Genomic DNA, 25,449 nt, shown 5'->3' with positions numbered 1-25,449 from the left:
CCGACTCCAGAGAGAAAGCTGCACAGCATGAGCACCATATCGGAATTCGCCGGTCTCACCGCCCTCGTCACCGGTGGCGCATCGGGCATCGGCAGGGCCGTGACCGAGCTCCTTCTCGACGGCGGGGCGAACGTCGCCGTCCTCGACCTCAACCCCGCAGGCGCTCCGGACGGCGCACTCGGGCTCGCCTGCGACGTCTCCGACCGTGCCTCCGTCGCGGCCGCCGTCGAGGCGGCGGCCGCGGAGTTCGGCGGCATCGACATCGTCGTCAACAACGCGGGGATCGGGGCACAGGGGCAGGTCGATGCCAACGACGATGCCGAATGGGAGCGTGTGCTCAGCGTCAACGTCGTCTCCGTCGCCCGGGTCACCGCCGCCGCCCTGCCCTACCTGCGCCGCTCGGAGCACGCAGCGATCGTCAACACCTCGTCGGTCGCCGCCACTGCGGGACTGCCCGACCGTGTCCTCTACTCGGCGAGCAAGGGAGCGATCTACTCGATGACGCTGGCCATGGCCGCCGACCACGTCCGTGAGGGCATCCGCGTCAACGCCGTGTGCCCGGGCACCGCGAACACCCCGTGGGTGATGACCGGGCTGATGGCCAGGGCCGAGGACCCCGAGGCGGAGCTGCGGGCGCTCAACGCCCGCCAGCCGCACGGTCGCCTCGTCGAACCCGAGGAGGTGGCGCGCACGATCGTCTTCCTCGCCAGTCCCCTCCAGGGATCGACGACGGGCACGGCCGTCGCCGTCGACGGTGGCATGCAGGGACTGCGTCTGCGTCCCGAATGAGACGGCTTCCTCAGGCTTCGGCGATGTCGTCGAGATCCTCCTCGGTGACGACATCGACGTGGTCGACCCAGCGCTGGACGCCGGAGACGTGAAGGATCATGATCGACTGGGCCAGCCTGGCGTCCCCGGCGGCGAGCGCATCGATGATGAGCCGATGCTCCTCGAGCGTGCGCTCGACGGCTCCGGCCTCGGTCATCCCCCGCCACGTCCTGGCCCGGGTCGTCTTCATCGACACGGCCTCGAGCATCGCCGCCAGGTAGGCGTTGCCCGAATGCTTCGCGATCGTCGAATGGAACTCGAAGTCGTGGGCGACGAGGGACTCGACCGAGGCGGGATCCGTGTCGCTGATCGTCTGCCGCAGCTGAGCGAGACCCTCCTCGTCGATCCGCTCGGCCGCCCGATACGCGGTCTCGGCCTCGAAGATCCGACGGACCTCGAGGATCTCCTTGAGCGACCCGGAGGCGTGGACGTCGACGAGGAAGGACACCGCCTCGGTGAGGTCTTCGGCCGAGAGCGAGGTGACGTAGGTGCCCGATCCCCGGCGGACGTCGAGGACGTTGATGAAGTCGAGGGCCTTGACCGCCTCGCGCAGCGAGTTCCGTGACAGGCCGAGGCGTTCAGCGAGCTCGGCCTCCGGCGGCAGTCGGTCGCCGGGCCGAAGCTCGCCGGAGACGATGAGGTCCTTGATCTTGTCGAGCGCGTCGTCCGTCAGTGCCATGGCCCCAACCTAGTACACGACCGCCTCGGCGGAGACGACCGCACCCCGGCGAGGTGGGAGTCCGTCCTCGCCGAGGCGGTCGCGCCGTCCTCCGAGCGGATCATTCGTAGAGCAGCTCGGCGATCTTCGGGTCCCCGATGTTCGACTTGTCGTACCAGTAGAAGCTCGTCGGGATCTCCTTCTCGAGCTCTTTGCCGTCGATGGCGTCGACGGCGGCCTGGACGGTCTTTCCGCCGATGTCGAGCGGGCTCTGCGTCACCGCTCCGAGCATCGAGCCGTCCTTGATCGCATCGATCTGCGCCTTGCCGGAGTCGAATCCGACGACGGTGACATCGGTGTTCCCGAGCTCCTTGACGCCCTGGACGACGCCGATCGCCGCGCCTTCGTTCGTGCCGTAGAGGCCGGCGAGGTCCTTGTTCGACTGGAGCATCGCCTTCGTCGCATCCGCGGACTTCGCCTGGTCGCCGTCGGCGTTCTGCTCCGCGACGATCTCGATGCCCGGTTCGTTGGCCTCGAGGTACTCGACGAAGCCGTCGCGCCGGTCGACACCGGTCTGCGCGGTCTCCGAATGGGTGACGATGCCGACCTTGCCCTTCCCGTCGAGGGCTTCGGCGAGCTTCTTCGCATCCTCGGCCGCGGCCGCCTTGTTGTCGGTGGCGACCGTGGTGAGCGGGATGTCGCTGTCGACGCCGGAGTCGAAGGCGATGACGGGGATGTCACTCGACTGCGCCTGCTGGAGCAGAGGGATGACGGCCTTGCTGTCGAGCGCGGCGATGGCGACGGCGTCGGGCTGCTTGTCGAGGGCTCCCTGCAGCTGGGTGACCTGCTGTTCGACGTCGGTCTCGCTGTCGGGGCCCTCGAAGGTCACGGTCACCCCGAGCTCCTTCGCCTTCTCCTCGGCGCCCTTCTTCACGGTCTGCCAGAACTGGTGCTGGTAGCCCTTGGAGATGATCGCGATGGTCCGTTCGCCCTCACCTCCCCCACCTGATCCGCCCGACCCGCAGCCGGTGGCGATGAGCGCTGCGGCAGAGAGAGCCGCGAGCGAGGTGAGCAGCTTGCTGGTCCTCATGGTGTTCTCCTTCGAATGATGAGGCGGTGTGTGGGTGCCGTGGTGGAACGTGATGGGACGGTGGGCCTTCCTAGGTCGAGGACCCGCTCGCCGAGTTCTTCTTCCGGACGATGTCGAGGTAGACGGCGAGGAGGACGACGACGCCGATGGCGACCTGCTGCCATTCCTGGGCGACCCCTGCCATCCGCAGGCCGTTGTCGAGGACGGCCATGATGAGCGCGCCGATGACCGTGCCGATCATCGACCCCCGGCCGCCGGCGAGCGAGGTGCCGCCGATGATCACCGCGGCGATCGCCTGCAGCTCGATGCCGGCGCCGCCGGTGGGCTGAGCCGAGCTGAGACGGGAGGCCGAGAGCACCCCGGCGAGGCCGACGAAGAGGCCGCAGAGGACGTAGACGGAGATGAGCCACGCCCGGACGTTGACGCCCGAGAGCCGGGTGGCCCGCTCATTCGATCCGATCGCGAAGGCCGTGCGTCCGATGAGGGTGCGCTGCAGGATGATCACGGAGACGACGATGAGGACGAGGAAGAGCACGGTGCCCAGGGGCAGGCGCATCCCCGGCACGAGCGAGGCATTCATGATCGCCCCGAACCCCGGCTCTTCGGTGAAGTAGATCGGCTTCGTGCCGCTGATGACGAGGGAGAGCCCCTGCGTGACCATCATCATCCCGAGTGTGGCGATGAAGGACGGGAGCCCGAGGACGGCGACGTTGAATCCGTTGATGAGCCCGATGAGCCCGCCGAAGCCGATCGTCAGGGCGATGCCGACGGGCAGCGGCAGGCCCATGTTCGTGATGAAGACCCCGGCCATGACTCCGCAGAGGATCATGCCCGTTCCCACCGAGAGGTCGATGCCGCCGGTGATGATGATGAACGTGACGCCGAGGGCGAGCAGCCCGACCGTCGTCACCGTGGTGAGGATCGTCGAGAGGTTGGTCAGGGTGAGGAACGAGTCGGGATTGATGATCGCGAAGACGATGACGATGATGACGAGACTGGCGACGGCGAGCAGCTGCTGCAGCGAGTTGCGCCACCGGCTGCGGGTGCCCGCCGGCCGACTCGGCGACGACGCTGCGGTCGTCTGCGACGCGGGGGCGGAGGCGAGTTCGGTGTTCATTCAGGCCACGATTCCCATCGATTCGGTGTACCGGGTGGCGAGTTCCATGATCGAGTCCTGCGTCGCCTCGGCGGCGTCGAGGATGCCGGTGAGGTGGCCTTCGCTGAGCACCGCGATGCGGTGGGAGAGCAGGAGGACCTCGGGCAGTTCGGAGGAGATGACGATGATCGACTTGCCCTGCCGGCTGAGTTCGCGCAGGAGCGCGTAGATCTCCGCCTTCGCCCCGACGTCGATGCCGCGGGTGGGTTCGTCGAAGATGAAGACGTCGCAGTCGCGCACGAGCCATTTGGCGATCGCGACCTTCTGCTGGTTGCCGCCGGAGAGCCGCTCGAGGATCTGCTGGATCGACGGGGTCCGGATCTTCAGGGTGGAGACAAAGTCACGGGCAGCGGCGTCGATCCGCCGTTCGTCGGTGAAGCCGGCGCGGCTGAAGCGGCGCAGACTCGGCAGGGCGATGTTGTCGCGCACGCTCTGTCCGGTGAGGACGCCGAGCTGCTTGCGGTCCTCGGAGAGATAGCAGATGCCCATCCGTGCCGCGGCGGCGGGATTGGGGATGCGCACGCGCCTGCCTCCGAAGCGGATCTCGCCCGCCGAAAGCGGGTCGGCACCGATGATCGCCCGCGCCGTCTCCGTCCGCCCGGCGCCCATGAGCCCGGCCAGACCGAGGATCTCTCCGCGCCGCAGGCCGAAGCTGATGCCCTTGAGTTTCGCCTTCGTCGCCAGGTCGCGGACCTCGAGGACCACCTCGGCGGTGCCCTGATAGCTCGGGACCTCGGTGACGGCGTCGAGTTCGCGTCCGACCATCATCCGGATGACTTCGGGCATGTCCGTCGTCGCTGTGGGCACGGTTCCGATCTTCTCTCCGTCGCGGATGACGGTGATGCGCTGAGTGATCGCCTTGAGCTCGGGCATTCGGTGGGAGATGTAGATGACCCCGGTCTCGGGCGTGACGAAGCGGCGGATGAGGCCGTGGAGGATCTCGACCTCCTCATCGTTGAGGGCGGCGGTCGGCTCGTCCATGATGAGGATCCGCGCGTCCTGGTTGAGCGCTTTGGCGATCTCGACCATCTGCTGCGCAGCCACGGTGAGGCGACCGACGACCGCCTTCGGGTCGAGGGTGAGACCGAGCCTTGCCAGGAGCGCCGCGGCATCCCGGTTGAGCCGACGTTCGCTGATGAAGGGACCGATCCGCGGTTCCCGGCCGAGGTAGATGTTCTGGGCGACGGTGAGGTCGTCGACGAGGTTGAACTCCTGGTGGATGATCGCGATGCCGAGGCGTTCGGCCTCGGTCGTCGATCCGATGCACACCGGCTTCCCGTCGATGCGGAACTCTCCGGTGTCGGGCGTGTAGACCCCGGAGAGCAGCTTCATCAGCGTCGACTTCCCGGCTCCGTTCTCCCCGACGAGTCCGAGGACTTCGCCGGGGCGGAGATCGAGATCGACATCGGCAAGGGCGCGGACGCCGGGGAACGACTTCCCGGCGCCGCGGATGTCGAGCAGCGGGGTGCTCGCGGTATCTGACATCTGGCGGGACTCCTCATTGAATACCTAAGACATCCTATGTCTGTAGTTCAGACTAGATGCCTCGATCGTCAATGACAAGAATCTTCGCCAAACGTTTCCCATCCGATATGAGAATTACCTTCAATACATTGGATGACTTGCCGGACAAGGGAGTCAGCCCGTCGCGACTCCGAAGAGCAGGCCGATGAGGTAGGTCGCGACCATCGTCGCCGATCCCATGAGGACGTTGCGAATGACGGCGGGCCGCCTCGGTGCCCGTCCGAGGCCCGCACTGATCCACCCGGTGAGGAAGAGACCGACGACGACGGCCGCGGCCGCCACCCACACACGGTGGGCGCCGACGGGCAGGAGGATGAGGACGAGCGGGATGAGGGCGCCGGCGGTGAACGAGACGAACGAGGACGCCGCCGCCGCCCACGGATTCGTGAACTGCTCTGGATCGATGCCGAGCTCGACCTCGGCGTGGGCGGCCAGCGCATCCCGCTTCGTCAGCTCCACGGCGACTTCGCGGGCGAGCTCCGGCGAGAGCCCCTTCTCCTGGTAGAAGCCGGCGAGCTCGGCGAGCTCGTCGTCGGGCATCTCCGTGAGCTCCTGCTTCTCCTTGGCGATGAGCGCCTTCTCGGTGTCGCGCTGCGTGCTCACCGACACGTACTCTCCCCCGGCCATCGAGAACGCGCCGGCGACGAGGGCCGCGACGCCGGCGGTGGCGATCGCGGCGATGTTGTCCGGTGTCGCTGCGGCGACACCGATGACGACACCGGCGGTCGAGACGATGCCGTCGTTGGCACCGAGCACGCCCGCGCGCAGCCAGTTGAGCTTCTGACCGGTGCCGCGCTCGTGGGGTTCGTGGGGATGGGGCTGCCGTTGCGCTGTCATGTCCCCATCATCGTCTCCCCTCGCAGGCCCGGCAAGGATGCGCACGCTCCCCTACCCCGGGCGTGACCCGTCTGCGATGGGACCCCTCTCGCCCTGCGGGACTACGATGAGACTTCAGCGCCTCGGGCGACGTCAGCACCTCGGGCACAGCGGAGTCCGCCGGAGACAGCAAGGAGCAGGCCATGTCCACCGATCCCACCTCCGAGACGGCGCTCAGCGCCGATCTCGGCATGGACGCCGTCACCCTGCGCGTCGGCGACCTCGAGACGATGACCGACTACTACGCCGACGCACTCGCCCTCGAACCGCTCGAGGAGTCGAGCCGGGGGCGTGAGGTCCACCGGGCGCTCGGGCGCGGCAGGACGCCCATGGTCAAGTTCGTCGCGACGCCCGGTCTGCCCGGTGTCGACCCTCGGCAGGCGGGGCTCTTCCACACCGCGTTCCTCTTCGAGACACCGGAGTCGTTGGCCGCGACCGTCGCCCACGCCGCGGAGAACACGCGCAGCCGCTTCGTCGCCTCCCAGGACCACCTCGTCAGCCAGGCCTTCTACTTCACCGATCCGGAGGGCAACGGCATCGAACTCTACGTCGACCGCGATCGCGCCACGTGGGGCCACTCCCCCGACGGTGAGGTCGAGATGGATTCGATCCGGTTCGACCCCGACGCGTTCCTCCGTGAGCACCTGACGACCGACGCCCTCGCGCACACCTCGGAACTCGCAGGCACCGTCGGGCACGTCCATCTCCAGGTCGGCGACATCGAGAGGGCGCGGGCCTTCTACGTCGATGCCCTCGGGTTCGGCGTCACGCACTCGACGATGCCCGGGGCGCTCTTCGCCGGCGCGGGCGGCTACCACCACCATGTCGCGATGAACACGTGGAACAGCCTCGGCGCCGGACCGCGGGCGGCGAGCCTCGGCCTCGGGGACCTCGCGATCACCGTGCCGGGCCGCGATGACCTCGACGCCCTCGGGCAGCGTCTGCGTCGCCACTCCCTCGACTTCGCCGACGACGGACGCTCCCTGCGCCTCACCGACCCGTGGGGCACCCAGGTCACGGTCGCCGCCGGAGCGAGTGCGCTCGACGAGGTGCTCGAGCGCTGAGGCCCGAGCGCTGGGGCCGGGCGGTTCACCGCTCCGCGGCGGCGACCGCGGCCTCGGGGCTGAGGTCGAGGCGACGCAGCAGCTGCGCGTTGAGGGCGACGACGATCGTCGAGGCGGACATGAGGATCGCGCCGACGCTCATCGGCAGGACGAAGCCGATCGGGGCGAGGATGCCCGCGGCCAGCGGCACCGCGATGAGGTTGTATCCCGCCGCCCACCAGAGGTTCTGCTTCATCTTCCGGTAGCTGGCCCGGGAGAGCTCGAGGACGGAGAGGACGGACCGCGGATCGTCGGAGGCGAGGATGACGCCGGCCGAGCCGATCGCGACATCCGTGCCGGCGCCGATCGCGATGCCGACATCGGCCTGCGCGAGCGCCGGGGCGTCGTTGACGCCGTCGCCGACCATCGCCACCGTCTTGCCCTCCGCCTGGAGTTCGGAGACCTTCGCGGCCTTGTCCGCGGGACGGACTCCCGCGAAGACCCGGTCGATGCCGAGGTCACGGGCCACGGACCGGGCGACCGCCTCGGCGTCACCGGTGATCATGACGACCTCGATCCCCTGGTGGTGGAGTGCGTCGATTGCCTCCCGTGACTCCTGCCGGATCTCGTCGGCCAGGCGCAGGGCACCGACGACGGAGCCGTCGACGAGGACGTGGAGGATGATCGCGCCCTCGCTGCGCCACTTCTCGGCGACCTGCGCCTCGGCGGCTCCGCGTTCGGTGAGCAGATGCGGTCCGCCGACCTCGACGACGGACCCGTCGACCTCGGCGCGCACGCCCACGGCCGGAGACGAGGAGAAGTTCTGCGCGCTCGGCACGCGCAGCCCCCGGTCCCGGGCGGCCCGAACGATGGCGCGGGCGAGCGGGTGCTCACTGTCGGTCTCGGCCGCTGCTGCCAGGGCGAGCACCTCGTCCTGGCCGCGCTCTCCCGTGGTCTCGACGGCGGTGACGGTCGGCTCGCCCTTGGTCAGGGTGCCGGTCTTGTCGAAGAGGACGGCGTCGACGGTGCGCATCGTCTCGAGCGCGAGACGGTCCTTGATGAGGACGCCGGCGCGGGCGGCGCGCTCCGTGGCGATCGAGACGACGAGCGGGATCGCCAGACCGAGCGCATGGGGGCAGGCGATGACGAGGACGGTGATCGTGCGGACCACGGCGGTGTCGGGCATGCCCACGAGCGTCCAGACGATCGCGGTGATGACAGCGGCGCCGAGGGCGAACCAGAACAGCCAGGCGGCGGCCCGGTCGGCCAGGCGCTGCGCGCGGGACGAGGAGTTCTGCGCGTCGGCGACGAGCTTGCGGATGCCGGCGAGGGCGGTGTCGTCACCGGTCGCGGTGATCTCGATGCGCACCCCGGAGTCCGTGGCGACGGTGCCGGCGACGACGGTGTCGCCGACGCCGCGGCGCACCGGGCGGGACTCGCCGGTGATCATCGACTCGTCCATCTCCGCGGTGCCGTCGACGATGCGGCCGTCGGCGGGAACCGCGGAGCCGGGACGGACGACGACGATGTCGCCGACGACGAGGTCCTCGGGTGAGACCGTGACCATCTGCCCGTCGACGACCTTGACCGCCTCGTCGGGCAGGAGGGCTGCGAGGCTGTCGAGCGCCGAGGTGGTCTGCGCGAGCGAGCGCATCTCGAGCCAATGGCCGGCGAGCATGATGACGATGAGGAGGGCGAGCTCCCACCAGAAGTCGAGCTCGGGGTCGAGGAGTCCGAGCGACGAACCCCATGAGGCGAGGAAGGCGACAGTGATCGCGAGCGCGATGAGGAGCATCATGCCCGGCTTGCGCGACCGCAGCTCGCTCAGCCCGCCGGTGAGGAAGGGCCGACCGCCCCAGACGTACATGACGGTGCCGAGGATCGGCGCGATCCAGCGCAGCCAACCCCACGGTCCCGACTCGGGCACCATGTAGCCGACGAGGTGGCCGAACATCGGGCTGAACGCGACGACGGGGACGGCGATGATGAGATTGACGACGAAGAGGCGGCCGAACACCGCGGCGTGCCCGCCGTGACCACCGTGGCCGGAGTGGTCGCCGTGGCCGGCGTGCTCGCCATGGCCCGCGTGATCGGAATGATCGCCATGGCTGGCGTGGTCGCCATGATCGCCGTGTTCCATACCGGAGTGGTCCATGTGCGAATGGTCCTCGCCGTGGTCCGTCGGAGCGTGGTCCATGTGCTCGTGACCGGCGTGCACATCGGTGCCCGTGTTGTCCTCGCGCTGTGTGTCCATACCTCGAACATATACCCCCCACGGGTATTATTCAAGGGCCAATCCGAGGTGATCTCGAGAAATTTTCTTTGCTTTCATGCGCATCTATGGCCCATACTTGCTCATACTGTGCAACTTCTGAGCCGGTTCAGTCGGCTCCCTGACCGGATCCCCCGGCCAGCCTCAACGTGGAGGAACCCATGGACCTGCAGCTCATCGCGGCACTCGTCGCCGGGATCGCGACGATCGTCATCATCGTTCTCGCGACCCGCCTCGACGCCTTCATCGCCCTGCTCATCGCCGCTCTCGTCACCGGCGTCGTCGCCGGTCAGGACCTGCTCTCCCTCATCGACGCGGTGACAACGGGCTTCGGCACCACGCTCGCGAGCATCGGCATCGTCATCGGCCTCGGCGTGGGCATCGGCAAGATCCTCGAGGTCTCCGGAGCCGCCGACTCCCTCGCCCGCGCGTTCCTCCGCGCCTTCGGCAAGGGACGCGAACCGTGGGCGATGGGATCGGTCGGCTCGCTCGTGTCGATCCCCGTCTTCTGCGACTCCGGGTACGTCATCATGAATCCGCTCGCCCGGTCGATCGCCCGCGTCAAGCGCGGCGGCTACATCACGCTCGCTCTTGCCCTCGGTGCCGGCATGACGCTCACCCACCACATGGTTCCGCCCACCCCGGGCCCGCTCGCTGCGACCGGCATCCTCGGTGCCGACATCGGCGGAGTCATCCTCACCGGCCTCGTCTTCACCGTCCTCCTCCTGCCCGTCGTCGTCATCTACGCGCGCTGGATCGGCCCGAAGCTCGAGCCGTACCTCAACGCCAAGGTCAGCCGCGACGTCTACGCAACGGCCGGCGTCGGAGCGGCGACCGCCTCGGCGACCACCGTCGACACGGTCACCGGGGACGAGGTGACGGTCACCGAGGAGACGACGACGGAGACTCCCGCAACCGCGGCCGGCGGGAAGAAGCCCGGGGCGTTCCTCGGCTTCCTCCCCCTCATCATCCCCCTCCTCCTCATCGTCGCGAACACCGTCTCGACGGCGATCGACCGCAACGCCCAGGGCGTGCTCTCCGGGGATGACTACGAACCCTCGAGCTGGGTCGCTCCGCTCGCATTCATCGGCAACCCCGTCGTCGCCCTCATCATCGGCCTCGTCCTCGCCGTCTACACCCTGCTGCCGCGGTTCACCCCGCGCTCGCAGGTCCAGAGCTGGCTCGCCGACGCCGCCGCCTCGGCCGGCCTCATCCTCCTCATCACCGGTGCCGGCGGCAGCTTCGGCATGGTGCTGCGCGAGTCGGGCGTCGGCGACGCCCTGGCCGAGGCGATCGCCTCGATCAGCCTGCCCGCGCTCCTCGTCCCGTTCATCATCGCCTCCCTCGTCCGCCTGGCCCAGGGGTCGGGTACGGTCGCGATGATCACCGCCGCCTCCGTCACCGCCCCGCTCATCGAGCCTCTCGGGCTCAGCCCGCTCGTCGCGGTCATGGCGTGCACGGCCGGGTCGATGGTCTTCTCCTACTTCAACGACTCGTACTTCTGGGTCGTCACCCGCTTCGCCGGGCTCGACGGCATCCAGGCGATCAAGGGCTGGTCGGGGATCACGACCGCCGTGTGGCTCGGTTCCATTCCGCTGCTCTTCGTGCTCGACTTGGTCGTATGAACAGCGACCCGATCGAACCGGAGCATGCCCGGATCCTCATCGTCGCCGACGACCTCACCGGTGGGAACGCGTGCGGTGCCCTCTTCGCCGAGGCGGGGCTGCGCACGATCACCGTGACGGGGACGAGTCCGCACGAGAGGGTCGACCTCGACGTCCTCCTCGACGACTACGACGCCGTCGTCCTCAACGCCGACTCGAGGCACCTTCCCGCCCGAAAGGCCGCCGAACTCACCGATGCCCTCATCCGCGTCGCCGGCGACGTCGACCTCCTCGCGTGCCGGATCGACACGACCCTGCGCGGCAACGTCGGCGTCACCGCCGAGGCGGCGCTCGAGGCCCGCCGACAGCTGGCTCAGGCGGCCGGCGGGGTGCCCCGCCGGGTCATCGGTCTGTGCGTGCCCGCCTTCCCTGCCGCCGGACGCACCACGGTCCAGGGCCTCCAGCTCCTCGACGGCACGCTGCTCGAGCACACCGAGCTCGCCCGAGACGTGCGCTCGCCGATGCGGACCTCGGAGGTCGACCGGATCCTCGAGGACGGCACCGACCTCGAATGCCACCTCATCGAGCTCTCCCGGGTCCTGCAGGGCCGACGGTCCGTTCGCGCCGGGGTGATCTCCGGCATCTCCTCCGGTGCCGACGTCATCGTCGTCGATGCCCTGACCACCGAACACATCGAGCTCGTCGGGTCCGTCGTCGCCTCGGTGACACGCGAGATCGCGGACATCCCCGCAGACGCCCCCGGCGAGCACGCTCGGCTCCACGCGAATCTGCGCCACGGCGAGGTCCTCGACTGGGTGACGATCGATCCCGGTCCCGGCAGCCTCGCGCTCGCCAGGTCCCTGCTGCCCACCCGTTCCCGCGGGGTCGTCTTCGGGATCTCCGGGTCGGCGACCGAGGTCACCCGGGCACAGCTGGCGACCCTGAGCGAGGATCCGTCCGTCTGCGTGGTCCGCACGGTCCTCGACGGCGAGGGCCTACCCGACGTCGAGGCCACACTGGCACGGATCGGGTCGGTCACCTCGGCGAAGGCGATCGTCGTCGCCACCGTCACCGAGGCCTCCGACGTCGTCGACCTCACCGATGCCGCGGCGGAGGAGACGACGCGCAGGCTGGCTGAGATCGCGGGGATCGTCATGGAGGCCCCCGAGGTCACCGGCCTCTACACCACCGGCGGGGACGTCACCGCCGCGGTGATGTCCGCAGTCGGGGCGGTGGGGATGGAGATCGAGAAGGAGATCATCCCCCTCGCCGTCGGCGGTCGCCTCGTCGGAGGCCGTGCCGACGGAATGCCCATCGTCACCAAGGGCGGGCTCATCGGCGACTCCGGCACGGCCGCGCTCTGCCTCGACTACCTCATGGCGACCTCGCGGGTCGGTGCGGGATGAGACCCCGTCCACCCGACCTCTCACCCCTTTCGCCCCCAGAGAAGGAGCATGACATGTCCGCACCCGTCCTCGCCGTCACCGTCGGAGACCCCGTCGGGATCGGTCCCGAGATCACCGCACAGGTGCTCGCCGAATTCGCCGGGCAGGGCGACCAGCACGGCATCGCCGTCGCCGACCTCGCGGTCATGCGGCGCGCCGTCGACGTCCTCGGACTCGACGTCGAACTGCGGGCCGTGAGCGACTGGTCGACCGCCTCGGCGGGGGAAGGCGTCATCGACGTCTTCGACTTAGGCGTCCTCGGTGACGATCTGCCCGACTGGGGCGTCGTCGACGCCCGCGCGGGACGAGCGGCGGTGACGGCGATCGAAGTCGCGACGAAGGCGGCGATGGACGAGGAGATCGCCGGCATCGTCACCGGCCCGATCAACAAGGAGGCCGTGTGGGAGTCGGGGTCGGTCCACCTCGGGCACACGGAGATGCTCGGTGAGCTCACCGGGGTGACGAAGCAGGACACGATGTTCGTCGTCGAGGACACGAAGATCCCCGATCACAGGCTCCAGATCTTCTTCGCCACGCGGCACATGTCCCTGCGGCGGGCCATCGACGCGCTCACGGTCGAGACGCAGGTCGACTCGATCGAACGCGCCCACCGCGCCCTTCAGCTCTACGGGGTGACCGAGCCCCGGCTCGCCGTCGCCGCCCTCAACCCGCACGGCGGGGAGAACGGGGCGTTCGGGGATGAGGAGATCGAGATCCTCCGCCCCGCCGTCGAGGCGGTCAACGCCTCCCGCGGCTTCGACGTCGCCGGCCCCATCCCCGCCGACTCCGTCTTCCATCAGGGGCTGAGCGGACGCTTCGACGGGATCCTCTCGCAGTACCACGATCAGGGCCACATCGCCGCGAAGACCTACGACTTCGACGGGACGATCTCGGTCACCGTGGGCCTGCCGATCCTGCGCACCTCGGTCGATCACGGCACCGCATTCGACATCGCCGGGCAGGGACTGGCCGACGCGGGCACGATGCGCTCGGCCTACCGGGCAGCGATCGGCTACGCTCCCTTCGTCGACGGGATCCGCGCGGAGTACCTGCCGAAGTGACAGAGTCCGCGGCAGGTTTCACCGACCTGCCGAGGTGAGGGCGAACGAGAAGGGAGGGGTGCGCGATGGCGATCCGCACGGGCACGCAGCGGCGACGTGACGACATCATGTCCCTGCTCAAGACCGGGTCCTGGTCGATTCCGCGCCTGGCCGCCGAACTCAGGACCTCGGAGTCGACGATCCGGCGGGACCTGCGGGAGATGGCCGAGGCCGGAGAGGTCATCCGCACGATCGGCGGAGCTGCTGCCGCCGGCTACGTCGAACCTCCTCTCGGTGAGCGGATGGAACTCAACGCCGAGGCGAAGGACGTGATCGCGGCGGCCGCGGCGGACCGTCTCACCGACCCGAGCGTGCGCACGGTCTTCCTCGACGCTGGGTCGACGACGGTGCGCCTGGCCGAGCGCATCCGCGATCGCAGCGACCTCACCGTCATCACCCGCGGGCTTGAGATCGCCCTCACCCTCGCCCACCCCGAGGGCCCGACGGTCGTCATGGTCGGCGGCGAGGTCTCGACGATGTCGCACGGCACGACGGGAGCGCTCTCCGACCATGCCCTGTCCCGGATCCACGTCGACTTCGCCTTCCTCGGCGCCGACGCCGTCGACCCGGCCGTCGGCCTCGGTGAGCCAACTCTGGCCGAAGCGCGGACGAAGGAGCTCATCGCCGAACGCGCCCGGCAGGTCGTCGTCCTCGCCGACTCGTCGAAGGACCGCCGTGAGGTCGCAGCGTGGGCACCGATGCCCGCAGGATGGATCTGGATCGACGAGACGGGTGGAGGCACGACCGGCTGAGGGGGCTCAGGTGCCGCTCAGCCGCTCGAGCCTTTCCATCGCCCTGCTCAGGCCCTGCCGGTGCCGGGCGATGCCCGCCCACGGATCGCCGTGGGTCTTCACGCGCCGGGCGGCGGAGGCGATCGTGAACTCCTGCGGTGCGACGGTGTCCACCTCGTCCCAGGTGATCGGCATCGACACCGGCGCTCCCGGACGCGCGCGCACCGCGAAGGGCGGCACGGCCGTCTGCGCGTACGCGTTGCGGGCGACGTCGAGGTAGACCCGGTCACCCCGCTTCGCTTTGCGCGCCGCTGTGGTGAGCAGGTCGCGGTCGCGGGCGACGAGGACCTCGGCGAAGCGGTGGGCGAAGTCGCGGACGGCGTCGAAGTCGTGGTCGGGGCGCAGGGGAATCATGGCGTGGTAGCCGCGGGACCCGGTCGTCTTGACGAAGGCCGTGAGTCCGAGGTCCTCGCAGAGGTTCCCGACCATCGTCGTCGCCCGGCGCACCGCCTCAAGTCCCGGCACAGTCGGGTCGAGGTCGACGAGGAGCTGGTCGGGCCGCTCGAGGTCGGCCGCGGTCGAGAGCCACGTGTGCGGAGTCAGGCACGCCTGGTCGGCAAGATAGACGAGCGTCTGCGTGTTGTCGATGGCCACCTGGTCCTGGCTGCGGTGCTCGGTCTCGACATCGACCCGCACCCGGTGGACGAAGTCAGGGAGGTACGCGGGTGCCCGCTTCTCAAAGAACGATTCCCCGTCGATGCCGTGGGGGAAGCGCTCCATCGAGATCGGCCGGCCCCGGGTGTGAGGCAGCATCGCCTCGGCGATGTCGGCACAGTACCGGGCGAGATCGGCCTTCGTCACCGGTGGGCCGTCAGGGCCGAAGAGCACCTTGTCCGCGTGGTCGATCCTCACCTGTGCGATCCGCACCGTCTCGCCCATCACCGCTCCTCTGTCGCCGAGTCACCGTGCCTCGCAGTATTCGCGCTCGCGGCCTCCCTGGCAACCCCACGTGCCGGGTCACGCTCCTTCGGGGGCGAGGACGATGTCGAAGCGGGCCCGCGACCATGAGGCGTCGCCGAGATCGCGCCCGTCGGGCGTCGGCGTCCCCGGCTCCTGCTGTTCGAAGTCCTTGATGAGCGACTCCTTGACGCCGAACACCGAGTCGGTGGCGAGCAGTTCGTCGCCGGTGACGAAGATGTGGGTGACGAGTGTGCGCAGTCCGGGGGCGGTGACCATGAAGTGGAGGTGACTCGCGCGCATCGGCGACCGGCCGGTGGCCGCCAGCAGTGCGCCGACCGGGCCGTCGTCGGGGATGGGATACGGGGTGGGGGTGAGTCCCCAGAACCGGAACGATCCGTCGTCCTCGGAGAAGAGATGGGCGCGTCCGTAGACGCGCTCGTCATCGTGCTGGACGTCGTAGAGGCCGTCCTCGTCGGCCTCCCACACCTCGATCCGCGCTCCTGGCACCGGGTTGCCGTCCGTGTCCCGGACGACGCCCTCGACCCAGGCCGGCTGCCCCACTCCCCCGCCGGCGATGTCGCCGCCGTTGTCGATGCGCGGGGCGTCGTCGACGAAGAACGGGCCGAACACCGTGGCCTCGGTCGCGTCCTTGTACGGAGTGTTGCTCACGTTGATCGTCTGCATCGACGCCCCGAGGACGTCGGAGAGGAGGATGAATTCCTGCCTGCGGTCATCGGTGATATGGCCGACGGCGGTGAGGAAGGCGATCGCCTGGTTCCATTCCTCCTCGGTCAGCCGCACGTCGCGGATGAAGCCGTGGAGGTGGGTGACGAGGGAGGTCATGAGCTCCTTGAGCCGCTCGTCGGAGGTGCCTGAGAACGAGGCGATGACCGTCTCGGTCAGGCGCTGCTCGACCTCTTCGGGAGTGAGGTTCGAAGGGGTGGTGCTGGTCATGGTGTCGCTCCTTCGTTTCGGCGGCGCTCGTGCTGTGCGCCGCAGCGGGTTCGCATCAGGCTCTCTTCGCAGCGGACGTCGGTTCGTCACCGCGGAGGGCCGCGGTGAGCAGGGCGGTGAGGTTCTCCTTCGTCACTGCCCGCGGGTTGTCCTCGGGGATCGCGTCCAGGGACAGATCGACCGCCTCGGCGATGTCGGCCTCGGTGAAGCCGAGCCCGGACAGGGCCCGCGGGGCACCGACGGCCTCACGGAGGCGTTCGAGTCCGGCGACGGCGGTCGGCGCCCCGAAGGCCTTGGCCATGCGGGTCTCGGCCTCGGGGACGGCCGGGGCGTTGAAGGCGAGGACGTAGGGAAGCAGGGTGGCATGGGTCTGGGCATGAGGGAGGTCGAAGGTGCCGCCGAGGACGTGGGCGATCTTGTGGTGCATGCCCGACCCCGCCGAGGCGAAGGCCACGGCGGCGAGGTAGGCACCGTAGAGGGTGTCCTCGAGGCCGGTGAGGTCCTCGCCGTCGGGGTCGAGTTGGGGAAGCCCGAGGGTCAGTGCCCGGATTCCCTCGAGGGCGAGCGCACGGTTGATCGGGTCGGCTCGCGGGGCCCACATCGAGTCGATGCAGTGGGCGAGCGCGTTGAGCCCGGAGGCCACGGCGAGGTCGTGGGGCAGATCGGCGAGCAGGGTGGCATCGTAGACGACGGTTCTCGGCAGCACGGCGTCGTCGGTGCCCGTGCGTTTGCGGGCGTTCTCCGTCCTCCCCCACACGTTCGTCGCCTCGGAACCGGCGAAGGTCGTGGGCACGGCGATGATGGGGATCCGGGTCTCGAGGGCGACCGCCTTGGCCAGCCCGGTCGCCGATCCCCCGCCGACGCTGACGACGAGGTCGATTTCGGCCGCCTGGGCGGCGGCCACGGCCCGGTCGGCCACCTCGGCGGGGACGTGCATGACGACCTCGCGGTGCCACAGCGCGACTGGGAAGTGGGAGGAGAAGTCGCTCACCTTGTCGGCGGCGGATCCGGAGACGATGACCATGATGCGTTCGGCACCGAGGCGCTCGATCTCCTCGGCGATCCGGGCCGCGGCCTGTCCGGGGGCGAAGACGACGCGCTGGCCGAGCGTCGTGTGGGTGAAGTCGAGGCTCATGCCGGTTCCTCCTGCTTCTCGAGCTGTTCGGCGGCGGCAGACTCTGCCGCCTCCGGAGCACCGGCGTCCGCGGCACTCGTGCGCACTGAGCTTCCGCTGCGGGAGAGGACGGCGGTGAGTGCCGCCTCGAGGTCGGCGGCGGGGTCGGCGGGAAGGCTCTCGACCCGCCACGCGATGTGCTTGTCGGGACGGACGAGGATCGCGCCGTCCTCGGCGGTGCCGCGCACCCGGTCCCAGTCGAAGTAGAGGTCGGTGATGTCGCGGTCGGGTCCGATGACGACGGTCTCGACGTCGACGCCGAGGCGCTCGCTCACCTCACGTGCCGCATCCTCCCAGGCCGCGCCCGTGGTGCCGGTGATGAGGGTGAAGCGGGAGTAGGGCGCGAGGTCGTGGGTCGAGTGCTTCTCGATCCAGTTGCCCACCCACGCGCGCGGCAGACGGACCCCGGGGTCCGTGCACGCTTCGTAGTAGAGCTCGGGGTCGCGCGGGTTGGGGGTCTGCGCGCGCCCGTCGGCGACGACGGCGGTCGAGGCGTAGCGCTGCCCGAGTTCGACCCCGTGGGCGTTGAACTCGTAGTTCTTCAGCTCCATCGCCGCTTTGACCTGTCGGCGGCGCTCGGCACCGGCAGGGGTCGCGTCCTTGCGGGAGGCGATCGCCGCGGTCATCTCCTCCTCGGACTGTCCCGGTTCGAGGCCGAGGGCTGCGAAGAGCTCACCGAACTCACGCCCGGACTGGTTGGCGCGGGTGACGATCTGCTGGGCCACCGGAGCCCGTTCGCTCGAGTAGGTCTCGAGCAGCTCCTCCCCCGCCGTGCCGCGCAGCACCGCCGCGAGCTTCCATGCGAGGTTGTAGGAGTCCTGGATCGAGGTGTTCGATCCCAAGCCGTTCGACGGCGGGTGCTTGTGCACGGCGTCGCCGGCGCAGAAGACGCGCCCCGACTGCAGGCGGGAGGCGCACTGCTCGTTGTTTCCCCACAGGGAGATGCCGGTGATCTCGGCGTCGAGTTCGGGGTCGCCGATGAGGTTGCGCACGATCTCGAGGGCGTCGGCCTCGGTGACCTCCGGCACCCCCTGGGTGATGTCGAAGCCCCAGACGATGAGCCATTCGTTCCACGGCCTGACCATGCGCACGAGCCCCGCACCGATCCCGCCGATGTTCGAGCCGGGTTGGATCACCCAGTAGAGGACAGAGGGACGGTGACCGACGAGCTTCTCGAGGTCGGCTGTGAACGTGATGTTCATCGACCCGGCGATGTCCATCTCCCCGACCATCGGCAGGTCGATGTCGGCGGCGACCTTCGACCGGGCTCCGTCGGCGCCGATGAGGTACTTCGCGCGGATGAGCTGGGTGCGACCGGTCAGTCGGTCGAGGACGGTGACGTCGACGTGGTCGGGATGCTGGACGTGGGAGAGGTACTCGGTGGAGAAGCGGGTCTGCGTCCCTCGCATCGTCGCGTTCTTCACGAGGATCGGCTCGAGGTAGGTCTGCGGGATGTCGCAGTTGAGGGAGGGCGAGGCGAGTTCGTAGTCGGCGTGCCGGGCCGGATGGTTGCCCCACGTGAGGATGCGTCCGATCTCCTCCCCGGCGATCGAGGTGCAGAAGACGGTGTCGCCGATCATCTCGTACGGGGTCGCCTCGGCGAGCACCTGATCCTCGATGCCGACGTCGCGGAAGATCTCCATCGTCCGCTGATTGGTGATGTGGGCGCGTGGGGTGTTCGCCGTCCAGCGGTACTTCGTGATCATGACGTTGTCGACGCCGAGGGTCGAGAGGAAGAGTGCGGCGGAGGCTCCGGCCGGTCCCGAGCCGACGATGAGGACGTCGGTGTCGACGGCATCGCCGTCGGGGGTCGCGGTCTCTGCGACGCCGTCGTTGAAGATGACCATGATGGTGCTCCTTGTCTTGCTGCTGCGGTGGAACAGGACAACTGAGACCGAGCGTGGCAGGTGGGGTGCTCCCCGTCACCCCGCCGAGGCGATCGTGGCCGAAATCGTCAAAAACGTGAGAGCGGCGTCACACTCCGGCGTCTACCATGGTGTCCATGTCTGCAGGAGCTGAGACAGGGAGCGTGCTCGCACGGTTCTCGACCGGGTCCGTGCCTGCGCACCAGCGGGTCGAGGGCTGGGAGGCGTACCACGCCTCGACGCTCGTGGGCCTGCGCACCGAACACGCTGTGGGCGCGCGGTTCCGCGCGCAGACCTCGACGCTCGAGCTGCCGCGGATGCGCATCGCCAGGGTCACGGGAAGCCCGCATACGGTCCGGCGGGAGTCGGCCGACATCGCCGCCCACCCGGTCTCCGGGGCACTCGTCTACCTGCCGCTGACCGGGTCGAGCAGATTCTCCCACCGCTTCGGACGGCTCGAGATCGGCCCCGGGCGCGGTGTCGTCGTGAGCGGAGACACTTCGTTCACCCGCGAACTGAGCACCGGAGTCGATGAGATCGTCGTCAGGCTTCCCCGCGAATCGCTCCTCGAGCTCACCGGCGCGGCCTCGTGGCGTCGACCGACCCCGCTCGTCACCGGGCACGAGTCGCCCCGCGATGCCGCAGGCCGCGAGTTCGCCCACATCGCCGATGCCCTGGCGGCCCGCGGACTGCGCGGAGGCTCCCGCCTCGACGAGCGGATGCTCGACCTGCTCGCCACCCTGCTCACCGATGCCACGGGAGACGCCGGAGCTCTCGACGAGGCGCGAGCGCTCATCAGCGAGCACCACCGCGATCCCGGACTCACGGCCTCCCGGATCGCCCGGCGCGTTGGACTCTCCGAACGCCACCTCTCACGACTCTTCGCCGAGGCGGGCCACAGCGTGCCGCAGACAGTGCTCACCTACCGACTCGAGACGGCTCGGGACCTGCTCGCCGACCCACGTGCCCAGGAGATGAGCATGGCCGAGGTCGCCGCTGCCAGCGGATTCCGCTCGCAGGCGCAGTTCTCCCGCAGCTACCGGCACCGCTTCGGCTCAAGCCCTCTGCGGGACCGGAAAGCCCTGGTCAGCCTGCCTTCGTAACGTCGAGTTCGAGCACATCCGCAACCGCACCCTTGATTGTCCGGGATTCACTGCTATCGTATTGAGCATAATCATTATGATTTATTGACTCGAAGAGGAGTGGACCATGTCGGCAGAAGGATCAGTCTCGGAGATCGGGTACGTCTCCCTGCACACCCGCGACCTCGGCGCAACACTGACGAACGCGATCGACGTCTTCGGGCTCGTCGAGTCGGATTCGTCGGGGAAGAAGGCGTTCCTCACGGCACAGAACAAACACCACGAGATCGTCTACACCCAGTCGGACAAGGACGCCCTCGACCACACCGGGCTCATCGTCGACAGCACCGCCGAACTCGAGGCGATCCGCGAGAAGGTCGCCCGCGGCGGCTACCAGGTCATCTCCGAGCAGCCGATCGAAGACCACATCGAAGAGGGCTTCGCCTTCGTCGGCCCTGAGGGCTTCACATGGCAGATCTACACCGAGAAGCTCGACTACAGCATGCTCAAGCGCGGATCGAGCGCTCCGGACCGCCTCGGACACACGAACATCCAGGTTCGGGATGCCCTCACGCAGCGCGACTTCCTCCACGACGTCTTCGGCTTCGTCGTCTCCGACCAGATCGGCAATGAGAACTTCTTCATGCGCTGCAACAACGATCACCACGGCATCGCGATCTTCACCTCGAACAAGACCGGGATCCACCACCACGCCTGGCAGGCAGGCAACGTCTTCGACCTCATGCGCCTCGGCGATCGCCTGGCACGTCGCGGTGCCCGGCTGGCATGGGGACCGGTGCGCCATGGTGCCGGCGACAACGTCGCCGTCTACTACGTCGAACCCAACGGCACGGTCATCGAGTACTACTGCGACATGGAGACGATCCGCGACAAGGGCCGGCCGGCCAGGCACTGGGATCCCGACGACCTCTACTGGATCAACCAGTGGGACGGCCAGGTGCCTCCCGGCATCCTCGATCACGGGGTCGCCAACGTCGACCGCTGAGGCCCTCCTCCCACCCACCCCACCACTGACAGACAAGGACAACCATGAGACTCGCCAATCACAGCTCCCGCGCCGTCATCCTCACCTCCGACAGTGAGGGCATCGACGTCGCGACCGCCAGCGAGGGCCGCTTCGGCCCCGACATCCAGGACGTCTACGACCAGTGGGACGACTTCCTCGCCTGGGCACCCGATGCCGCCGGGGAGACCGTGAGAATCGACCCCAAGCAGCTCGGGGCGGTCTCGCCAAGACCCCTGCAGTCGATGGGGGTCGGCCTCAACTACGACGAACACGTGACTGAGAGCGGCTTCGACCGACCCGACTCGCTGCCGCCGGTGTTCCCGAAGTTCCAGTCCTCGATCACCGGGCCGTACACGACGGTGGCCCTCGTGCCCGAGGGCCGCAACGACTGGGAGGCCGAACTCGTCATCGTCATCGGGCGCGAAGCCCATGACATCCCGACGGGCACCGGCTGGGACTACGTCGCCGGTGTCACCGTCGGCCAGGACATCTCCGAACGGACCACCCAGCTTGAGGGTCCGGCCCCGCAGTTCGGTCTCGGCAAGTCTTTCCCCGGTTACTCACCGCAGGGGCCGTGGCTCGTCACGCCCGACGAGCTGCCCGATCGCGACGACCTCGCGATCACCTGCACGCTCGACGATGAGGTCGTCCAGTCCGGCCGCACGAGCCAGATGATCTTCGACGTCCCCGCCCTCGTCGAGAGCCTCTCCCGCATCCTCACCCTCTCCCCCGGCGATGTCATCTACTCCGGCACCCCCTCGGGCGTCGGGTTCACCCGCGAACCGCCGAAGCTCCTTCAGCCCGGTCAGGTCCTCGTCTCCACGATCGAGGGCATCGGTGAGATCCGGCAGGAATTCACCGGCTGAGCCGCCGCTTGACCGTCCCCGACCCCGGTGCGAGACTGAACGAACGATCAGTGATCGCGGTCACCGCCTCGGCGAGGATGCCGAAGGCCTGCGATCCGGCACCCTCGGAGGACGGACTCAGTGAAGCGGAACCTGTACGACGACGACCACGAAGCCTTCCGCGCGACCGTCGCGGCTTTCCTCGACCGTGAGGTCGTCCCCCACGTCGAGGAGTGGGAGGAGAACCACCTCGTCGATCGTGGGATGTGGGTCAAGGCCGCCGAGGCGGGCGTCATCGGCCTGGCCATCCCCGAGGAGTTCGGGGGTGCCGGAGTAGCGGACTTCCGGTTCGAGATGGTTCGGTCCGAGGAGATCGCCCGCCGAGGCGTCGGCGGGGTGACCGGCGGATGGGGCGTCTCCGACGGCATCGTCCCCGGCTACCTCATGGCCTTCGGGACGCAGGCCCAGAAGGAGAAGTACCTCACCGGTCTGGCCTCGGGGGCGATGATCGGGGCGATCGCGATGACCGAGCCTGGCGCCGGCTCCGACCTCCAGGGGATCACGACGAAGGCGGTCCGCGACGGTGACGAATGGGTGATCAACGGCGCGAAGACGTTCATCACCAACGGCCACCACGCCGACTTCGTCATCGTCGTCGCTCGCACGAACCCCGACGTCAAGGCCGCGCGCGGGACTTCGCTGTTCATCGTCGACGCCGACACCCAGGGATTCGAGCGCGGACGCAAGCTGGCGAAGCTCGGCCTCGAGGCCCAGGACACCGCGGAGCTCTCCTTCACCGATGTCCGTGTCCCCGCCGATGAACTGCTCGGGGAGCTCGACGGGGGCTTCGTCCACCTCATGGTCAACCTGCCCACCGAGCGCCTCCTCATCGGGTCGGGAACGCTCGCCACGGCACGCGCGGCCCTCGAATGGACCGGCGAGTACGTCTTCTCGCGCCCGGCCTTCGGGCAGACGATCGGCGACTTCCAGAACACCCGGTTCGAACTCGCCGAGCTCGAGACCCGCGTCGACGCCCTCGAAGCCTTCGTCGATCGCTGCGCACTCGCCCTCAACGCCGGCGAGCTCACCGCGGTCGATGCGGCGAAGGCGAAGTACCTCGGCTCCGACCTCTCGATCGAGGTCATCGACCGATGCCTGCAGCTCTTCGGAGGCTACGGCTACATGCTCGAATACCCCATCGCCCGCGCCTTCAAGGACAACCGGATCCAGGCGATCTTCGGCGGCGCCAATGAGGTGATGAAGGAGCTCATCGGGCGCGACATCGCTCAGCGGCACCGACACCGTTGACTCCCTCGCCCCGGGTGAATAGGGTGAGAACCACTGAACGAATGTTCACTCGGAGGGTCAGCGCAGACTTCCCGACGACGCACCCCCACCGACGACGCTGGAGGAAGTGACGCAATGAGCTCATGGTTCGACGCCCGCCCGTGGCTGCAGACGTGGGGCGACATCGCCCCGATACCCCACACCCTGGAGACCTCGACACCTTTGCGAGACCTCGCGGCGACCGTCGCCGCCCGCGGCGAGAAGACCGCGGTGAGCTACTACGGCTACGAGCCGACATGGAACGACTTCGATCGGGACTCGACGGCGTTCGCCGCGTATCTGTCCGAGCAGGGCATCGGGCGCGGGGACCGGGTCGGGATCTACGACCAGAACACGCCGGCGTTCATGATCGCGACCTACGGGATCTGGAAGGCCGGCGGTGTCGTCGTTCCCCTCAACCCGATGTACCGCGGGGAGCTCGAGCACGTCTTCGCCGATGCCGATATCCAGGCCCTCGTCGTCTCGAAGGCGGCCTACCTCGATCGGGTGAAGCCGTATGCGGAGTCGATCCCCACGGTCGTCCTCGCCGACGACCGCGGCTACCAGGTCACCGGCCCGGAGTCGATCTTCGGAATGTTCGACGGACTTCCTGGAACGCCTGGGGTGAGCGGGGATCCGGAGGCCGGCGACGACCTCGGCGGCCCCGATTTCCAGGCGGTCGTCGAAACGCATCTCGCCACCGGCGTCATCCCCGCTGATCCGGCTCCGGAGGACGAGTCGATCGTCGTCTACACCTCGGGCACCTCGGGTCGGTCGAAGGGGGCGTCGGGGTCGCACGCGTCGGTGTCGAGCAACTCGCGCTACAACGTTCGCAATCCGCTCTTCGAGCCCGGCGACGGCTACCTCACCCTCGCCCCGGTCTTCCACATCACCGGGTTCATCTGCCTCTTCATCGCCGGCGTCTCAGGGGGCGCGAGGCTCATCCCCAACTATCGGTTCGAGCCCTCGTCGTTCCTCGACCTGCTCGTCAATGAACGGCCGACGTACATGGCCGGGCCCGCCACGGTGTTCACGGCGATGCTCGCCCACCCGGCGGTCACACCGGACCACTTCGCTTCGTTCAAGCGTGTGATGTCCGGCGGCGCGCCCCTGCCTGAGGGGCTCGTGCGGAAGTTCGAGGAGAGATTCGGGGTCGCCATCGGTCAGGGGTACGGCCTCACGGAGACGGTCGGTCAGGCGGCCGCTGTGCCTGCGGGTCTGCAGGCTCCTGTCGATCCCGACAGCGGGAACCTCTCGTGCGGTCTGCCCCAGCCGGACACGATGATCCGCATCCTCGATGACTTCGGCAACCCAGTCGGCCCCGGGGAGGTCGGTGAGGTCGCGATCTCGGGTCCGGAGGTCGTGTCGGAATACATCAACAATCCTGCGGCCACCGACGAGAACCTGCCCGGCGGCGAGCTGCGCACCGGCGACGTCGGATACATGAACGAGCACGGCTGGCTCTTCATCGTCGACCGGAAGAAGGACATGATCAACGCCTCGGGCTACAAGGTGTGGCCGCGTGAGGTCGAGGATGTCCTCTATACCCATCCGGCCGTCCAGGAGGCTGCGGTCGTCGGGATCCCCGACGAGTATCGCGGGGAGGACGTCGCCGCATTCGTCACCCTGCAACCCGGCGCCGAGGCGACCGCCGAGGAGATCATCGCCTACTGCCGCGAGCGGCTCGCCTCCTTCAAGGCACCCCACCAGGTGGCGTTCATCGACGAGTTGCCGAAGACGAGTTCGGGCAAGATCCTACGCCGCACGATCCGCGCGGAGGCGGCGGAGGCCGCCGCAGCGGCGCGGAACAAACTCGGGTGAATAGCCCAGACACCAAGTCACATACAATTATCAAAACTATCAACAACGGTTAGCAAGCGCTTGAGGGT

Annotated in this window: 21 protein-coding genes; 11 read left to right on the top strand and 10 right to left on the bottom strand. The window is 68.6% G+C overall.

Annotated features, from left to right (window positions below):
* Positions 1–27 precede the first annotated feature (27 nt).
* On the top strand, positions 28–789 hold the full coding sequence (locus BC102111_RS12785) for an SDR family NAD(P)-dependent oxidoreductase (RefSeq protein WP_197907841.1): 762 nt from the start codon (positions 28–30) through the stop codon (positions 787–789).
* A 10-nt stretch (positions 790–799) separates the two neighbouring features.
* On the opposite strand, the gene BC102111_RS12780 is transcribed toward BC102111_RS12785, so the two are convergent.
* The 5 genes from BC102111_RS12780 to BC102111_RS12760 all read right to left on the bottom strand — a co-directional run bounded on the left by BC102111_RS12780 (position 800) and on the right by BC102111_RS12760 (position 6,093).
* Positions 800–1,507: a FadR/GntR family transcriptional regulator gene (locus BC102111_RS12780; protein ID WP_101624516.1), complete on the bottom strand. Its 708-nt coding sequence runs from the start codon at positions 1,505–1,507 to the stop codon at positions 800–802.
* 100 nt (positions 1,508–1,607) lie between these two features.
* Positions 1,608–2,576 carry an ABC transporter substrate-binding protein gene (locus tag BC102111_RS12775; RefSeq protein WP_101624515.1) on the bottom strand — a complete coding sequence of 323 codons (969 nt, stop codon included), beginning with the start codon at positions 2,574–2,576 and terminating at the stop codon, positions 1,608–1,610.
* Between the two features lie 70 nt (positions 2,577–2,646).
* Positions 2,647–3,693 (bottom strand): ABC transporter permease, encoded by a 1,047-nt coding sequence (locus tag BC102111_RS12770; RefSeq protein ID WP_101624514.1) that lies wholly within the window; start codon positions 3,691–3,693, stop codon positions 2,647–2,649.
* Entirely contained in the window at positions 3,694–5,217 is a 1,524-nt protein-coding gene (locus BC102111_RS12765) for a sugar ABC transporter ATP-binding protein (protein ID WP_101624513.1), read from the bottom strand.
* 153 nt (positions 5,218–5,370) lie between these two features.
* Positions 5,371–6,093: a VIT1/CCC1 transporter family protein gene (locus BC102111_RS12760; RefSeq protein ID WP_009374730.1), complete on the bottom strand. Its 723-nt coding sequence runs from the start codon at positions 6,091–6,093 to the stop codon at positions 5,371–5,373.
* A 182-nt stretch (positions 6,094–6,275) separates the two neighbouring features.
* On the opposite strand from BC102111_RS12760, the gene BC102111_RS12755 reads away from it, so the two are divergent.
* On the top strand, positions 6,276–7,196 hold the full coding sequence (locus BC102111_RS12755; RefSeq protein ID WP_063250236.1) for a VOC family protein: 921 nt from the start codon (positions 6,276–6,278) through the stop codon (positions 7,194–7,196).
* 25 nt (positions 7,197–7,221) lie between these two features.
* Here the strand turns inward: BC102111_RS12755 and BC102111_RS12750 are convergent, their stop codons facing one another.
* Entirely contained in the window at positions 7,222–9,429 is a 2,208-nt protein-coding gene (locus tag BC102111_RS12750) for a heavy metal translocating P-type ATPase (RefSeq protein WP_101624512.1), read from the bottom strand.
* Positions 9,430–9,608: 179 nt separating this feature from the next.
* Here BC102111_RS12750 and BC102111_RS12745 point away from each other — a divergent pair, with 179 nt between their 5' ends.
* The 4 genes from BC102111_RS12745 (at position 9,609) to BC102111_RS12730 (ending at position 14,348) form a co-directional block, all read left to right on the top strand.
* Positions 9,609–11,072 (top strand): GntP family permease, encoded by a 1,464-nt coding sequence (locus BC102111_RS12745; protein WP_009374727.1) that lies wholly within the window; start codon positions 9,609–9,611, stop codon positions 11,070–11,072.
* Positions 11,069–12,457: a four-carbon acid sugar kinase family protein gene (locus BC102111_RS12740; RefSeq protein WP_095375651.1), complete on the top strand. Its 1,389-nt coding sequence runs from the start codon at positions 11,069–11,071 to the stop codon at positions 12,455–12,457. Before BC102111_RS12745 ends, BC102111_RS12740 begins: the two co-directional genes overlap by 4 nt.
* Positions 12,458–12,510: 53 nt before the next feature.
* Complete coding sequence (pdxA, locus tag BC102111_RS12735) at positions 12,511–13,557, top strand: 4-hydroxythreonine-4-phosphate dehydrogenase PdxA (RefSeq protein ID WP_095375650.1); 1,047 nt, start codon at positions 12,511–12,513, stop codon at positions 13,555–13,557.
* Between the two features lie 65 nt (positions 13,558–13,622).
* Positions 13,623–14,348: a DeoR/GlpR family DNA-binding transcription regulator gene (locus BC102111_RS12730; protein WP_095375649.1), complete on the top strand. Its 726-nt coding sequence runs from the start codon at positions 13,623–13,625 to the stop codon at positions 14,346–14,348.
* 6 nt (positions 14,349–14,354) lie between these two features.
* Here the strand turns inward: BC102111_RS12730 and ligD are convergent, their stop codons facing one another.
* The 4 genes from ligD to BC102111_RS12710 all read right to left on the bottom strand — a co-directional run bounded on the left by ligD (position 14,355) and on the right by BC102111_RS12710 (position 19,262).
* Positions 14,355–15,266, bottom strand: a complete 912-nt coding sequence (gene ligD, locus BC102111_RS12725) for a non-homologous end-joining DNA ligase (RefSeq protein ID WP_095375648.1) — start codon at positions 15,264–15,266, stop codon at positions 14,355–14,357.
* A gap of 78 nt (positions 15,267–15,344) precedes the next feature.
* Positions 15,345–16,241, bottom strand: coding sequence for a hydroxyquinol 1,2-dioxygenase (locus BC102111_RS12720; protein ID WP_009374722.1), 897 nt, complete (start codon positions 16,239–16,241; stop codon positions 15,345–15,347).
* A gap of 55 nt (positions 16,242–16,296) precedes the next feature.
* Positions 16,297–17,376, bottom strand: coding sequence for a maleylacetate reductase (locus BC102111_RS12715; RefSeq protein ID WP_095375647.1), 1,080 nt, complete (start codon positions 17,374–17,376; stop codon positions 16,297–16,299).
* The gene (locus BC102111_RS12710; RefSeq protein WP_101624511.1) at positions 17,373–19,262 is read right to left on the bottom strand and encodes an FAD-dependent oxidoreductase; all 1,890 of its coding nucleotides are present in this window, start codon (positions 19,260–19,262) and stop codon (positions 17,373–17,375) included. Before BC102111_RS12710 ends, BC102111_RS12715 begins: the two co-directional genes overlap by 4 nt.
* Before the next feature lie 155 nt (positions 19,263–19,417).
* Between BC102111_RS12710 and BC102111_RS12705 the strand changes: the two genes are divergently transcribed.
* The 5 genes from BC102111_RS12705 (at position 19,418) to BC102111_RS12685 (ending at position 25,381) form a co-directional block, all read left to right on the top strand.
* A complete protein-coding gene (locus BC102111_RS12705; protein WP_176472436.1) occupies positions 19,418–20,383 on the top strand; it encodes an AraC family transcriptional regulator in 966 nt (321 codons plus the stop codon).
* Between the two features lie 106 nt (positions 20,384–20,489).
* Entirely contained in the window at positions 20,490–21,368 is an 879-nt protein-coding gene (locus BC102111_RS12700; RefSeq protein WP_009374718.1) for a VOC family protein, read from the top strand.
* Positions 21,369–21,412: 44 nt separating this feature from the next.
* Positions 21,413–22,255 carry a fumarylacetoacetate hydrolase family protein gene (locus BC102111_RS12695; RefSeq protein ID WP_095375644.1) on the top strand — a complete coding sequence of 281 codons (843 nt, stop codon included), beginning with the start codon at positions 21,413–21,415 and terminating at the stop codon, positions 22,253–22,255.
* A gap of 120 nt (positions 22,256–22,375) precedes the next feature.
* Complete coding sequence (locus tag BC102111_RS12690; protein ID WP_101624510.1) at positions 22,376–23,542, top strand: acyl-CoA dehydrogenase family protein; 1,167 nt, start codon at positions 22,376–22,378, stop codon at positions 23,540–23,542.
* 114 nt (positions 23,543–23,656) lie between these two features.
* Positions 23,657–25,381 (top strand): class I adenylate-forming enzyme family protein, encoded by a 1,725-nt coding sequence (locus BC102111_RS12685; protein WP_095375642.1) that lies wholly within the window; start codon positions 23,657–23,659, stop codon positions 25,379–25,381.
* The last annotated feature ends 68 nt before the right edge of the window (positions 25,382–25,449 follow it).

The organism is Brevibacterium casei CIP 102111 (assembly GCF_900169275.1).
Lineage (GTDB): Bacteria > Actinomycetota > Actinomycetes > Actinomycetales > Brevibacteriaceae > Brevibacterium > Brevibacterium casei.
This window is presented reverse-complemented; position numbering and strand designations above follow the sequence as displayed.